Genomic DNA, 13,428 nt, shown 5'->3' with positions numbered 1-13,428 from the left:
GAAAGAAAGCGCCGGGGCCTCTCCCCGGCGCTTTGCGTTTGCGCCGCCCGCTATGGCATATCGAAGCACCGCCTCGCTGCGGCCTGAAGAGCAGAAGGGAAGAAACGAGAAATGTCCGAGGACAGGAAGATCGCGCTCGTCACCGGCGGCGGCACGGGGATCGGCAAGGCCGTCGCGCAGGCGCTGGCGGGGGCCGGCTACCAGGTCGTCATCACTGGGCGCCGCCAGGAGGCGCTGGACGCCGTGGCGAGCGAGACCGGCCGCGGCATGGTCGCGATCGCGGCCGACCTGACCGATCCGGACTCGGTTGCCGCGCTGTTTGCCGCCATCAAGGCGCGCTTTGGACGCCTCGACCTCCTGTTCAACAATGCCGGCACCAACGCGCCGGCGATCCCGCTCGAGGAACTGACGCCGGCCCAGTGGAAGGCAGTCGTCGACACGAACATTTCCGGCGTCTTCTACTGCACGCAGGAAGCGTTCCGCATCATGAAGGATCAGGTGCCGCGCGGCGGACGGATCATCAATAACGGCTCGATCTCGGCGACGGCGCCGCGGCCGAATTCGGCGCCCTATACGGCGTCCAAGCACGCCGTGCTCGGCCTCACCAAGTCGACCTCGCTGGACGGGCGCAAATATGACATCGCCTGCGGCCAGATCGACATCGGCAATACCGAGACGCCGATGGCAGCCAAGATGAAAAGCGGCGTGCTCCAACCCGATCTGTCGATCAAGGTCGAGCCGACCTTCGACGTCAAGCATGTCGCCGACGCCGTCCTCTACATGGCCGGCCTGCCGCTTGACGCCAATGTGCTCACCATGACGGTCATGGCGACCAAGATGCCGTTTACGGGCCGCGGCTGAGGCCATCGGCGCGTCCAGAACCAGGGCGGCCGCGACGCTGGCGGATGGCTCGGCCGGCGACGACCGGCCATTTCCGCGGCGCGGCCTCCGGGCTATTTCTGAAAAGCGAAAGTTGTATTTCGCCGCGAGTCATGTTCATTTGTCGCCGAAAGCTGGCTCACGATCGGTGGGCCGGGCTGCAGGCATATCGTCAGATCTGATTTAAGTCTTTTAGGACGCCATGCGGATGGACACTCCTGCTGTGAGCGGGCCGATGGTGGATGCCACCTTTGATCTCGCCCCGATCGCGCTTTGGCTTGAAGACTACAGCGCACTTCGGCGCCTGTTCGGTGAGTGGCGCGCCCACGGTGTAACGGATCTCGAATTTCACCTGCGTGAGGATCGGGCGCGCGTGGCGCTTTGCTCGCGTTCGATCCGCCTGCTCAAGGTCAACCAGCGCACGCTCGCCCTCTATGGTGCGCGCGACGTTGCCGAACTCGAGGCCAATCTCGGCCGCGTCTTCCGCGACGACATGTTCGAGACGCATATCGCCGAGCTCGTGCAGCTCTGGGAAGGCAAGCGCGAGTTCTTCAGCACGACGGTCAATTATACGCTGGCCGGCGATCGGCTCGACATCCAGCTGCGCGGCGTCGTAATGCCGGGATCCGAGACGAGCTGGGACCATGTCCTCGTCTCGACGGAGAACGTGACGGCGCTCGAAACCGCCTATCGCCGCCTCCAGCGCAGCAACGACTATGGCCGCGGCCTGTTCCAGCATTCGCCCGTGTCGCTCTGGGTCGAGGATTTCAGCGCGGTCAAGCGGCTGATCGACGATGTCAGGGCGCGGGGCATCATCGACTTTCGCGTCTTCACCGACGTCCATCCGGAATTCGTCTCGCGCTGCATGAGCGAGATCCGCGTCATCGACGTGAACCAGCAGACGCTGGACCTGTTCGCGGCGCCGGACATGCAGACCTTGCTGCGGCGGCTCGGCGACGTGTTTCGCGACGACATGGAGCGTCACTTCCGCGAGCAACTGGTCGATCTGTGGAACGGCAAGCTGTTCCAGCTGCGCGAGGTCGTGAACTACGCTCTGGACGGGCGGGAGCTCTATCTGCTGCTGCAATTCTCCGTGCTGCCGGGGCACGAGGAGGACTGGTCGCTGGTGCAGGTGGCGCTGACCGACATCACGGCGCGCAAGGCGGCTGAGGCCTATCTCGAATTCCTCGGCAAGCACGACGCGCTCACCAAGCTGCACAACCGCTCCTTCTATATCGACGAGCTTGCGCGGCTGCAGCGCAACGCCCCCTTCCCCGTCTCGATCGTCATGGTCGACCTCGACGAGCTGAAGGAGACCAACGACCGGTTCGGCCATGCGGCGGGTGATGACCTGCTGCGCCGGGTCGGCGAGATCCTGGCGAAGTCCGTCGAGAAGCCGTGGAGCGCGGCCAGGATCGGCGGCGACGAGTTCGCGATCGTCCTGCCGGGCGCGGATGAGGACGAGACCAGACTCGTCATGGAGAATGTGCGCCGCCTGCTCGACCTCAACAATCAGTTCCACACCGGCAAGCCACTGTCCCTCTCGCTCGGTGCCGCCACGCGGCATGTCGGCGAGCGGATGGAAGAGGTCGCCCGTCGCGCCGACGCCGCGATGTACGAGGCCAAGCGCAGCTATCACGCCGATCTCGGCCTCAGCGGCGGTCGCGACCTGCCGCTCACGTCCTGACGGGCGCGCAGTCCGTCGCGTAGAGGAAATCCTTCACCGGCATGCCGCCGAGCACCACGAAGTGGATCAGGCGGGGCAGCCAGAAGACGACGTCGCTGCCGACGCGCCATTGATAGTCGCGATCGCTGCCGAGGCGGGTCAGATCGATCGGCGCGGTGACCGCGCCCTTGCCGTCGTCCAGCACGAGCGGCGTCGTGCATTTGGCGTTTGCGAGCTGCAGGTAGAGGATCCCGATGCCTGCGACGAGATAGAGGATCACGAGCCGCACCATCGAATATCCCACCTCAGCGCCCGAACCGTTGGGCCGGGATGGTGACGGCAGCCTTGCGGCAAAGCAACAGGCCGAAACGCGAAAAACGCCGTGCCCCCACGCCAGAGGCATTGGGGGCACGGCGCCGGTCTCGTCGCGTCCGGGGAGGTGTCAGCCGCGGCGAAGCCAGACGAGCATTTCGCCGGGGCTGCGATTGTCCCAGGCGTAATAGGGCACGGCCTTGATCGTCACCGGCTCACGCTTCGGCGGCTCGTTGCGATAAAGCTGCCCGTCCCAATCCTCGGTCGAATCGACATCGGCCCCGCCGATCAGCGTCACCACGCCGCCGAGCAGATCCGGCTCGGCTTGCGCCCGCAAGGCGGCGCCGGCCGGCAGGGAGATGCGGTTGAGGCCGACCGGATTGTCGACGCCCTCGAGGCAATAGACGAGCGGACCACGCTTCAGCGTGACGCGTCCCGCATCCTGGCGCACATCGGGATGCGCATAGAGCCGCTCAATGACGAGTTCGAGTTCGAGGTCGATCCGGTCCCCGGCGTGCCACTCGCGGGTGATCGTCGCATAGCCGTCGTGGACCGAGCGGTCGAGATCGACGGCCTCGCCGTTCAGCCTCAGCCTAGCGCCCGCCGCGAAGCCGGGAATGCGCAGGTGCAGAGCGAAGTGCGCGGGCTTCGCCACGTCCACATCGATCCGCACCGCCCCCTCCCAGGGATAGTTCGTAGACTGCGTCAGCGTGACCGCCGTGGTGCCGAGATCGAGCCGCGCCGTGCTGTCGCAATAAAGATGCACCGCCGCCTCGCCCTCGGCCTGGCCGTACATATAGGACCCGATCGACGCCACCATGCGGCCGATGTTCGGCGGGCAGCAGGGGCAGCGATGCCACTTCCAGCGATTGTGCTTGCCGCGGCTCTCCAGCGGATTCTCATAGAAAAAGAGCGAGCCATCCAGCGACAGGCCGGAGATCGAGCCGTTATAGAGCGCGCGCTCCATCACGTCGGCATAGCGGCGGTTGGGGCCCATGCCGAGCATGCGATTGGCCCAGAAGATCAGGGCGACGGAAGCGCAGGTCTCGGCATAGGCGCTTTCGTTCGGCAGATCATAATCCGACGTGAAGCCCTCATTGGCCTCCGAAGGCCCAAGGCCGCCGGTGACATAGAGCTGCTTGCTGTTCAGATCGTCCCAGAGCCGGTCGAGCGCCACGCGCAGCGTATCGTCGCCGAACTCGGTCGCGACATCCGCCATGCCCGAATAGAGATACATCGCGCGGACGGCGTGGCCGACGACCTTGTCCTGATCGCGCACCGGCTTGTGCGACTGGTTGTATTCATAGGTCTTGAAGTGGAAGTCCTTCGGGTCGGCGCCGCGGGCCCGCGCCTCCTGATCGTAATAGTGGGGCTGCTGGCCGCGCTCGTCGATGAAGAATTTGGCGAGCTTCATATAGCGGTCATTGCCGGTGACGCGCGCCAGCTTGACGAGGGCGAGCTCGATCTCCTCATGCCCGCAATAGCCGCGCTTCTTGCCCGGCTCGGGACCGAACTGGCTGTCGATATGGTCGGCATAGCGGCACATGATGTCGAGCAGCTTGCGCTTGCCCGTCGCCTGGAAATAGGCGACTGCGCCCTCGATCAGGTGCCCGGCGCAATAGAGCTCGTGGCAGTCACGCAGATTGGTCCAGCGCAGGCCCGGCTGCATGCGCTGGTACCAGGAGGAGAGATAGCCGTCCTCCTGCTGCAGCTTGCCATACATGTCGATGACCGCGTCGATCTTCGCCTCGAGCGCGGGATTGGGCTTGCGATAGAGCGAATAGGCCGCCGTCTCGATCGTCTTGGCGAGGTCGGAATCCCAGAACATCTGCGTCGTCACGGTCGAGGCCGTGAAGGTCGGCTTGCCGATGGCCGCCGGCGACATCGACATGAAGGGAATGCGCAGCTCCGGCACCGGCCGGTCGGGATCGATCTGGTCGAGCATGCCCGCCTCGACGCAGCGCTCATAGAGAATATCGGCGGTCTTGTCGGCGACGGCATCCACACGCGCGCCCCAGAAGCCGCGCACATCGACCTGGGGAACGGCCGGCGGACGGAAGCGGGCCCTCGGTGTCTCGGCAGCAGCCGGCGCGGAAAGTGCACTCATGGTCGTCTCCTGGACTGTGACGGGATGCGTGGGCCTACTTCACCGCGCCCGCGGTCAGGCCGCGGATGTAGAAGCGCTGAAGCAGGAGGAAGAGGACGAGGCAGGGGATCATCATCACGGTGACGCCCGCCTGGACGGCGCCCCAGTCGACGGCGCCGAAGCGTCCCGACTGGACGGCCGTCATCATGATCGGCAGCGTGAACTTCGACTGGTCGGTCATCAGCACGAGCGCCGCCAGGAATTCGTTCCAGCTGTTCAGGAAGGCGAAGATCGCGACCGTGACGACGCCGGGCCAGACGAGCGGCAGCATGATGCGCGCCAGCAGCGCCACGCTCTTCGCGCCGTCGATCCGCGCCGCCTCCTCGATCTCCTTCGGCACCGCATCGAAGGCGTTGCGCATCATGAAGATCGAGAAGGGCAGCTGCAGCGTAACATAGACGAGCACGAGGCCGGTCAGCGTGTTCTGCAGCTTGAAGGTCGTCAGGATCAGGAAGATCGGCGTCAGGATCGACTGGAACGGAATCATGATCGTCGCGAGGATCATGAGGAAGAACGCGTTCTTGAACGGGAAGTGGAAGCGCGAGAAGCCGTAGCCGGCGAAGACCGAGATCAGCACCGTGAGCAGCACGCTCATCACCGCGACATAGATGCTGTTCTGCGCCGCGTGCCAGAGCCCGTCGCCGAAGGTGTCGAGCGTCACATAGTTCTGGACCGAGAAGCCGGTCGTCGGCCAGGGCGGCAGCGGCGGCTGGCGCGCCTCCATGGGCGGCTTGAAGGTCGACAGCACGGCCCAGACGATGGGGGCGATGAACACCACCGAGAGGAAGATGCCGGTGCCATGATCGGCAAAGAGCGATGCGAGCGAGCGCTCGCGCGAACGGATCGCCATCACATGCCCTCCGGATTGCGCAGCAGGCGGAGCTGGACGAGGCTCAGGACCACGAGGATCACCAGCAGGACCATGGAGAGCGCGGCGCCGTAGCCGAGCTTGAACGACACGAAGGACTGGTTGAAGATCCAGTAGACGGCCGTCAGCGTGGAGTTCCGCGGCCCGCCGCGCAGGATGATGTAGAACTGGTCGAAGGCGAGGATCGATCCGGCGACGGACAGGATCAGCGCCAGCGCCAATGTGCGGCGCATCAGCGGCAGCGTGATCGAACGAAAGCGCTGCCACGCATTGGCGCCATCGATCTTGGCCGCCTCCATGAGCTCGCCCGGGATCGACTGCAGTCCGGTCATCAGTATCACCATGGTGAAGCCGGCGACCTTCCAGACCACCATGACGATGATCGACCAGAAGGCGGGATTGAAGGTGGCGAGCAGGTTGACCTTCTTGTCGGTCAGGCCGAGCTGATAGGCCGCCGGGCTGAACAGGCCGGCATCGACATTGAGCAGCCACGCCCAGAGCAGGCTCGCCGAGGCGAAGCCGACCACCACCGGCATGAAGAAGGCGGTGCGATAGGCGCCGACCATCGGCCGCGGCCGCTCGACGAAGAGCGCCAGCGGGAAGGCGACGGCGAAGATCGCGATGGTGACGATGACCGTATAGTAGAAGGTGAAGTTCAGCGCCCGCCAGAAGCGGACGTCCTTGGTGATGGCGATGTAATTGTCGAGCCCGATGAAGCTGTGCGTGCCCATGAGGGGCCAGTTGTGCAGCGACATCCAGGCGGTCATGCCGAGCGGCACGACGAAGAACACGATAACCAGCGCGATGGCGGGCGCGATATAGAGATAGCCGACCCATTGACTGCGATCGACGCGCCGATGGCGCGTGCCGCGAATGGCAGGCGTCGTGGCGGCTGGATCGGTGCTGGCTGCCTTGCTGTTGGCTGCCTGGGTGCCCGCTGCCTTGGCCGATAGGGTCGACATGGCGGCTCCGTCGTGGCGCTGCGAAGGTTTCTGGCGCTCAGAGAGCGGCGGAGGCGCGCGGCGCCTCCGCCTTGTGAGGGCGTGCCGTTACTTGCCGGCGCCCTGGTCGATGATGCTCTGCATCGTCTCCTGGGCGTTCTGGATCGAGCCGTCCACGTCGTCGCCGAAGAAGACTTCGCTGATCATCTGCGCCCACGGGCCGTTCGCCGAATTGATGATGTCGTTGAACACCACCGAATAGGGCGTGCGTCCCTTGGCCATCGCCTCGGCCGCGATCTTGTAGCGCGGGTCGAGGTTCTTCAGCGCCGCGTCGGCGATATCACCGCGCACCGGCAGCGAGCCGCGGCTCGCGAGCAGGGTCTGGCCTTCCAGCGAATAGGCGTAGTCCAGGAACTCCTTCAGCACGTCCAGCTTCTTGGTGCCCTTGGTGACGACGAAATTGTCGCCGCCGGCGAAGGACGACCAGCCGCCATCCTTGCCCGGCAGGAAGGTGACGCCGTAGTCGATGTCCTTGTACTGCGTGTTGAGCGCGCCGATGGCGAAGGCGCCCGACGGCGCGATGCCGATATTGCCCCCGGCAAAGGCGGCGAAGAAATTGGCGCCGTTGTCGGTCTGCGCGCCCTCGGGCACGAGGCCCTTCTTGACCATCGAGCGATAGAAGTCGATCGCCTCACGCAGCTTGGGGTCGGTCAGCATCGCCTTCGAGCCGTCTTCCGACAGGATCTCGCCGCCCGACGCCCAGACCAAAGGCGTGAAGGTGAAGATGTTGCAGCCGCCGCAGGCGCCGGAGAAATAGAAGCCCTTGATGTCCCCGCCGAGCGCATTGACCTTCTCGGCATCGGCCTCGATCTCGGCCCAGTTCGTCGGACCCTTCTCGGGGTCGAGCCCGGCCTGCTTGAACAGCTTCTTGTTCCAGATCAGCACGGAGGAATCCGCGGAGAACGGCAGGCCGTAAATTCGGTCCTTATAGGTGCCGGTCTTCACATGCGCCGGCGAGAGCTGGCTGAAATAGGGCAGCGATTTCGCCCAGTCGGTGATGTCCTCGAGCTGGCCTGCCGCCGCGAAGGCGGGCGTATAGATGAGGTCCAGCGACAGGCCATCCGGCGCCGTGCCGCCGGCGACGGAGGTCGCATATTTCGGAACGATCTCGGCATTGGGGATAATGTCGAGCTTGATCTGGTTCTCGTGGCTTTTGTTGAAGGCCTCCACGATCTGCGGCATGAAGTTCGAGCCGTCGGCGCGCACCCATATATTGGCGGTTTCCGCCGCCTGCGCGAGCGCCGTCATCGACAGCACGGCCGCCGTGGCGGCCAAGAGGCTACCCAGTCTTCTCATCGTCATCCTCCCACCCTGTTCGCCGGCTCGGCTCCTCCCGACCGGCGTCGCTTCTTCGTCAACCGCCCGGCGGCTGGCCGCAGGACTCCCTCACCATGAGCCGGCACGGCAACTTGCGTATGCCGGGCTCAACCCGCGTGCCGTCGACGAGCGAGAGCAGCGTCAGCCCCGCCTCGCGACCAAGCGCCACGAGATTCATGTCGACCGTCGTCAGTGGCGGACGCGACGCGCGGGCCACGATCTCCCAATTGTCGAAACCGACCACGGCCACGTCGTCCGGGACGCGCACGGACCGCTCGCGCAGCGCGTCGATGACGCCGCGCGCGATCTGGTCGTTGCCGCAGAACACGGCATCCGGCGCCTCGCCGGTGCCGTCAAACAGGCGCGCGATCGCCTCATGGCCCCAGGCTTCGGACCACGGTCCCATCAGCGCGGGCATCGGATCGAGGCCCTGCTCGGCGAGCACATCGGCATGGGCGCGGGCGCGCTGGTGCACGACGGCGAATGTCTCGGGCCCGGTGACATGGGCGATCCGCCGGCGGCCGAGCCGCGCGAGATGCTCCACGGCCAGCCGCGCACCGCCCTCGTCATCCGAGACGAAGGCGATCGAGCCCGGATCGGGCTGCGTGAAGGCATAGATGACGGGCAGTCCGAGCCCGGCGAGGTCGACCGGCAGATGGCGGTCGACGCGCTTGCCGGTCGCGATGATGCCGTCGACGCGCTTGTCCAGCATCGCGTCGACATGAAGCTGACCGAGCCGCGGATCGTCCTCGACATTGCAGAGAAAGACCGAGACGCCATTATCGACCAGCGCCTCGGAAATGCCGGCCATGACGGGCAGCGAGAAGCGGCCATAGGTGTCGTTGGTGAGCAGGCCGACCGTGAAACTGCGGCGGCGGAGCAGGCTCTGGGCGAGCCCGTTTGGCCGGAAGCCCAGCTGGCGCGCCGTGTCCTGAATCCGCGTCCGCGTCTCCGCGGTCATCCGGCCCTGGTCGTTCAGCGCCTTCGAGGCCGTCGCCACGCTGACCCCGGCCGCGAGCGCCACGTCGCGCAGCGTGACGGGTCGCCGCCTTGCGCCTCCGGTCCCGCTGTCCGACCCGCTCGACATCGCATTTCCTCTCCACGGCCCGCCTCTGATGGGCAGGTCCTTGTCTGAGAAAAGCTTTTCTCACTCGTCGCCTTAAAAAGGCGGGAGCGTCGGCCACCGCCTTGAGGCAACTTGAGAAAACCTTTTCTCAGTTCAGGCTACACACTCCTCCCGCTTCTGGCAAGCGGGTGCCGATGGCTCCGGCGAGAGAGGGCGATGGCTAGAAGGTCTCGGCGAGAGCCGTCGTCCAGCGATAGGCCATCAGGCTCAGCTCGGCGCTGAAGAAGACGATCGCGCCGTTCCAGGCGACCGCGATGAACGAGAGAAACGCGCCCGCGAGCACCGCGAGACCGTCGCGCTCGATCAGCCCGAAGGCGAAGGCGATGACCGCGAGCGCCGGCAGCTGGTTGCCGAGCGGGATCGGCAGAACGATCATCACCGCATGGACCAGGATCGGCAGCGCCAGCACGAAGCGGGCGACGCGCCCCGAGAGCGCGGGAAGGCGTGGCCGCAGCATCCATTCGACCCGGCGGAACCAGGGCGCGATCCAGAGCCCGCCCTTGACCACCGGCTCCCGCGGCATGCTGAAGCGTCGCAGCCTCTCGGGGAGGATCAGCCGGTCAGCCCCCAGCATCACCTGCAGCGCGAGAATGGCGAGCGCGGTGCCGAAGACGACGCCGGTGGGCAGGCCAGGCACCGGAATGAAGGATGGGAGCGCCAGCATCAGGATCGTCAGTCCGATCCCCGCGCCGCCGAGCGCGTCCACCATCTCGCCGACCGTGACCCGCCGATCCGGCAGGAGCTTTCCGAGATCGGCGAGGATGGCGGAGGCGGAGTGGGACCGGGCATAGGCCGCGAGATCGTCGGAACGCTCCGCCGCAGTGCCCGAGTCGAGGCTCTGAGAGCCGTCGCCGGCGGGCGTTTCGCCGCTCGAAGCCGGATCGTCGATCCCCACGCCGTTCTGCCTCCATCCGTCAGCCATTGCACGGCGGGGAAATTTCCGGCGACCAGCCGTTTCCCCGGCCCGCACAGACCGTCTTGCGAAATCGCTGCCATAGTGTCGTCATCACCGCCGTCCACTTCAAGGGCGGCCAGCCCAAGCTGGCATATCGGGCGGAGCACTCATGGTTCGGCGTCTTTCTCGGCTGTCCTGGCGATCGATAGCGACCGTCGGCGTGCTGCTGATGGTTTCGATCTTCCTGCTTGATGCCGCCGGGGCGGCTGCACAGGACGACCAGCAGGCGCGGATCGACACGTGGAACGCGACGCTGGAACGCGTCGACAGCGCCATCCGGCGCGTCAACGTCACCGACCCCGAACTGCGCGAGTTGAACGACCAGGTCACGGATGTGATGACCAAGGCGAGCGCCTTCGCGGCAAAGCTCGCACCGCAGATCGCCGCGGCGGATGCGCAGGTGAAAGCGCTCTCGCCGGTTCAGGGCGCCGACGAGACGATCTCCGACGCGGTGAAGGCCGATCTCGCCACGGCGCAGCAGACCTATGGAGACCTGGCCGGCAGCCAGAGGCAGGCAATCGCCATCGTCGCGCACGGGGCATCCACCCAGGCCCAGATCAACGAGCGGCGGCGCAGCATCTTCACGGCGCGCCTGCTCGAGCGACGCCAGAGCCTGCTCGATCCGACGCTGTGGATCGATGCCGGAGCCGAGGTCCCGGTGATGGCGTCCGGCATCGCGGACATCGTCAGCGAATGGTACTCCTCGTTCCGCGCCGGCGCGGACCGATGGGCCGCCATCGTCGTGGTCATCGTGGGCGCCAGCATGCTTATCGGCCTGTTCATGGGACGGCGCCTGATCGTCGACCGGATCAGGTCTCCACATCACACGGAGCCCTATTCCTCCCGCTCGAAGGTTGTCGCCGCAGCCCTCACCGTCGGCATCAACACCGTTATTCCAGCGGTGATCATGTTCGCGGGCCACTCGATCCTGACCGCTTTCCGCCTGTCGCCGGAACGGATGAGCCAGATCTGGTACGGGGTCGCCGTATCCGTCGTCCTCTTCGCACTGTGCTCCGGGCTGGCGCGCGCCCTGCTCGCTCCTGCCCGGCCGCCGCTGCGCCTCGTCTCGCTCGACGACGCGCTCGCCCGGCAGATCTTCAACTTCGTCATCGCCATTTCCGTCCTTCAGGCGCTCGCCATCTTCATCGATCGCCTGACGCGCACTGTGATGACGGCCTTGCCTCTGACGGTGGTCTTTGACGGCGTGCTCTCCGTCGCCAGCGCCCTGCTGATCGTCAAGACGGTCCGGACGTTGAATCGGCATGCCGATGCCACCGAGGAGGAGGACGACGGCGAGCAGGACGAATCGCCGCTGCAACGCTTCGCGCTGATCGTCGCCGGCCTCACCGCGGCCGTGGCAGTCGTTGCCAGCCTGATCGGCTATGTGGCGCTCAGCCGCTTCGTCACCACGCAGATCGCGTGGATGACGACCGTGTTCAGCCTGCTCTATCTGCTCACCATGCTGACCGACGAGCTGACGACGGCCTGGTTCCGCCGGGAAGGCGTGGTCGGCAGCCGGCTGATCGCGTCCGTCGGTTTCGCGCCGCGCTCGTTGACCCAGCTCGGCGTCGTGTTCAACGGCGTCGTTCGCCTCATCCTTGTCGGCCTCGCGCTGCTCGCCGTCTTCGCGCCCTGGGGCTTCGATTCCAATTCGGTGATCGGCAGCTTCCGCCAGCTGTTCATCGGCTTCACGATTGGCGCGATCACGATCTCGCCCATCACGATCCTGACGGCGATCGCAGTCTTCATCATCGGCCTCGTCGCGACGCGCGCCTTCCAGCGCTGGCTCGACACGCGCTTCCTGCCGACGACGCGGCTCGATTCAGGTCTGCGCAATTCGATCCGGACGATCATCGGCCATATCGGCTGGATCCTCGCGGCGGTGTTCGCCTTCGGCTATGCCGGACTCGACCTCTCGTCGGTCGCCATCGTCGCCGGCGCGCTCTCCGTCGGTATCGGCCTCGGCTTGCAGGGCATCGTCAACAATTTCGTCTCGGGCCTCGTCCTGCTCGCCGAGCGGCCGATCCGGGCCGGCGACTGGATCGTGGTCGGCGCCGAGGAGGGTGTCGTCAAGCGCATCAACATCCGCGCGACGGAAATCGAGACCTTCGACCGCGCGACGGTGATCGTGCCGAATTCGAGCCTCATCACCGGGCCGGTCAAGAACATGGTGCTGCATGACCGGTCGGGCCGCGCGGTCGTCAAGGTTGGCGTCAGCAAGGACAGCGATCCCGCCGTCGTGCGCGATATCCTGCGCCAGATCGCCAAGGATCATCCTCTGGTGCTGTCCTTCCCCGAGCCATGGGTGCAATTCACCGATTTCGACGCGAAGGCGCTGCATTTCGAGCTCGGTTGCTACGTCTCCGACAATGGCAAGGCCGGCACGGTCCGCTCCGATCTGCGCTTCCGCTGCTTCGAGGAATTCGCCAGGCACAACATCCAGCTCCCGGCCCCCTGACCGGACCATGTTGCTTCGCCGCGCCAAATCGGCGAACACTCGCCCCATCCGAATATTGACCGGATGCCGATCCCCCCGAGGCCCAATCCAATGACCAACCCATCCCGCCGCGTGCTGGCCCTTGCCCCGCTTGTCCTCGCCGCCATGCTTTCGGGCTGCTTCTCGACGGTGGAGGCGCCGAAGTCGCCGGTGTTCTACGACCGCCTGGACGCCGCCGGCGCCACCGTCAGCCCCGAGGCGGCGGCGAGCATGATCACCGGTTATCGCGCCACGCGCGGCCTCTCGGCCGTGACGGTCGATCCGCGCCTCAACAAGATGGCCGCCGATCAGGCGCGCGCCATGGCCGCAGTCGACCAGGTCGGCCATGACGTAAAGGGCGGCGGCAGCTTCGATAAGCGCCTCGCAGCGTCCGGCTTCGACGCCGGCCTCGCGGTCGAGAACGTCGGCGCCGGCTACCGCACGCTCGCCGAGGCCTTCTCCGGCTGGCGCGATTCGCCCAAGCACAACGCCAATATGCTGAAGCCCGGCGTGACACGGCTCGGCATCGGCACGGCCTATGCGCCGAAGAGCAAGTACAAGGTCTACTGGTCGCTGATCCTCGCCAAGCCCTATGAGCCGCCGGCCGGGATGGCGGGCCCGGCCCTGCCGGCGGATGGCAGCACGGTCGTCCAGCTCGGCGGCGCGGTGGTGGGGCGCTGAC

General features: G+C 66.0%; 11 protein-coding genes. 4 read left to right on the top strand and 7 right to left on the bottom strand.

The window, feature by feature from the left end:
* Positions 1–111: 111 nt before the first annotated feature.
* Entirely contained in the window at positions 112–861 is a 750-nt protein-coding gene (locus GGR25_RS13640; protein ID WP_183399319.1) for an SDR family oxidoreductase, read from the top strand.
* Positions 862–1,087: 226 nt separating this feature from the next.
* A complete protein-coding gene (locus GGR25_RS13635) occupies positions 1,088–2,566 on the top strand; it encodes a sensor domain-containing diguanylate cyclase (protein WP_246409633.1) in 1,479 nt (492 codons plus the stop codon).
* Here the strand turns inward: GGR25_RS13635 and GGR25_RS13630 are convergent.
* The 7 genes from GGR25_RS13630 to GGR25_RS13600 form a co-directional block, all read right to left on the bottom strand.
* Complete coding sequence (locus GGR25_RS13630) at positions 2,556–2,837, bottom strand: hypothetical protein (RefSeq protein ID WP_183399317.1); 282 nt, start codon at positions 2,835–2,837, stop codon at positions 2,556–2,558. The genes GGR25_RS13635 and GGR25_RS13630 overlap by 11 nt on opposite strands.
* Before the next feature lie 150 nt (positions 2,838–2,987).
* On the bottom strand, positions 2,988–4,964 hold the full coding sequence (locus tag GGR25_RS13625; RefSeq protein WP_183399316.1) for a glycoside hydrolase family 127 protein: 1,977 nt from the start codon (positions 4,962–4,964) through the stop codon (positions 2,988–2,990).
* Positions 4,965–4,998: 34 nt separating this feature from the next.
* Positions 4,999–5,853 (bottom strand): carbohydrate ABC transporter permease, encoded by an 855-nt coding sequence (locus tag GGR25_RS13620; RefSeq protein ID WP_183399315.1) that lies wholly within the window; start codon positions 5,851–5,853, stop codon positions 4,999–5,001.
* The gene (locus GGR25_RS13615) at positions 5,853–6,833 is read right to left on the bottom strand and encodes a carbohydrate ABC transporter permease (RefSeq protein WP_246409630.1); all 981 of its coding nucleotides are present in this window, start codon (positions 6,831–6,833) and stop codon (positions 5,853–5,855) included. The genes GGR25_RS13620 and GGR25_RS13615 overlap by 1 nt, the downstream gene beginning before the upstream one ends.
* A gap of 87 nt (positions 6,834–6,920) precedes the next feature.
* Entirely contained in the window at positions 6,921–8,168 is a 1,248-nt protein-coding gene (locus tag GGR25_RS13610; protein ID WP_183399314.1) for an ABC transporter substrate-binding protein, read from the bottom strand.
* A gap of 58 nt (positions 8,169–8,226) precedes the next feature.
* Positions 8,227–9,276, bottom strand: coding sequence for a LacI family DNA-binding transcriptional regulator (locus tag GGR25_RS13605; protein WP_183399313.1), 1,050 nt, complete (start codon positions 9,274–9,276; stop codon positions 8,227–8,229).
* Between the two features lie 199 nt (positions 9,277–9,475).
* Positions 9,476–10,210 carry an exopolysaccharide biosynthesis protein gene (locus tag GGR25_RS13600; RefSeq protein WP_183399312.1) on the bottom strand — a complete coding sequence of 245 codons (735 nt, stop codon included), beginning with the start codon at positions 10,208–10,210 and terminating at the stop codon, positions 9,476–9,478.
* A gap of 169 nt (positions 10,211–10,379) precedes the next feature.
* Here GGR25_RS13600 and GGR25_RS13595 point away from each other — a divergent pair, with 169 nt between their 5' ends.
* Together GGR25_RS13595 and GGR25_RS13590 are read left to right on the top strand one after the other, a co-directional pair.
* Positions 10,380–12,728 carry a DUF3772 domain-containing protein gene (locus GGR25_RS13595; RefSeq protein WP_183399311.1) on the top strand — a complete coding sequence of 783 codons (2,349 nt, stop codon included), beginning with the start codon at positions 10,380–10,382 and terminating at the stop codon, positions 12,726–12,728.
* 90 nt (positions 12,729–12,818) lie between these two features.
* On the top strand, positions 12,819–13,427 hold the full coding sequence (locus GGR25_RS13590) for a CAP domain-containing protein (RefSeq protein WP_183399310.1): 609 nt from the start codon (positions 12,819–12,821) through the stop codon (positions 13,425–13,427).
* Position 13,428 lies beyond the last annotated feature (1 nt).

The sequence above is a fragment of the Kaistia hirudinis genome, from assembly GCF_014196455.1.
Classification (GTDB): domain Bacteria; phylum Pseudomonadota; class Alphaproteobacteria; order Rhizobiales; family Kaistiaceae; genus Kaistia; species Kaistia hirudinis.
This window is presented reverse-complemented; position numbering and strand designations above follow the sequence as displayed.

Excerpts from the sequence above, each read along its gene's own strand:
- GGR25_RS13640 (WP_183399319.1), top strand. The coding sequence starts at position 112 with ATGTCCGAGGACAGGAAGATCGCGCTCGTCACCGGCGGCGGCACGGGG.
- GGR25_RS13635 (WP_246409633.1), top strand. The coding sequence starts at position 1,088 with ATGGACACTCCTGCTGTGAGCGGGCCGATGGTGGATGCCACCTTTGAT.
- GGR25_RS13630 (WP_183399317.1), bottom strand. The coding sequence starts at position 2,837 with ATGGTGCGGCTCGTGATCCTCTATCTCGTCGCAGGCATCGGGATCCTC.
- GGR25_RS13625 (WP_183399316.1), bottom strand. The coding sequence starts at position 4,964 with ATGAGTGCACTTTCCGCGCCGGCTGCTGCCGAGACACCGAGGGCCCGC.
- GGR25_RS13620 (WP_183399315.1), bottom strand. The coding sequence starts at position 5,853 with ATGGCGATCCGTTCGCGCGAGCGCTCGCTCGCATCGCTCTTTGCCGAT.
- GGR25_RS13615 (WP_246409630.1), bottom strand. The coding sequence starts at position 6,833 with ATGTCGACCCTATCGGCCAAGGCAGCGGGCACCCAGGCAGCCAACAGC.
- GGR25_RS13610 (WP_183399314.1), bottom strand. The coding sequence starts at position 8,168 with ATGAGAAGACTGGGTAGCCTCTTGGCCGCCACGGCGGCCGTGCTGTCG.
- GGR25_RS13605 (WP_183399313.1), bottom strand. The coding sequence starts at position 9,276 with ATGTCGAGCGGGTCGGACAGCGGGACCGGAGGCGCAAGGCGGCGACCC.
- GGR25_RS13595 (WP_183399311.1), top strand. The coding sequence starts at position 10,380 with ATGGTTCGGCGTCTTTCTCGGCTGTCCTGGCGATCGATAGCGACCGTC.
- GGR25_RS13590 (WP_183399310.1), top strand. The coding sequence starts at position 12,819 with ATGACCAACCCATCCCGCCGCGTGCTGGCCCTTGCCCCGCTTGTCCTC.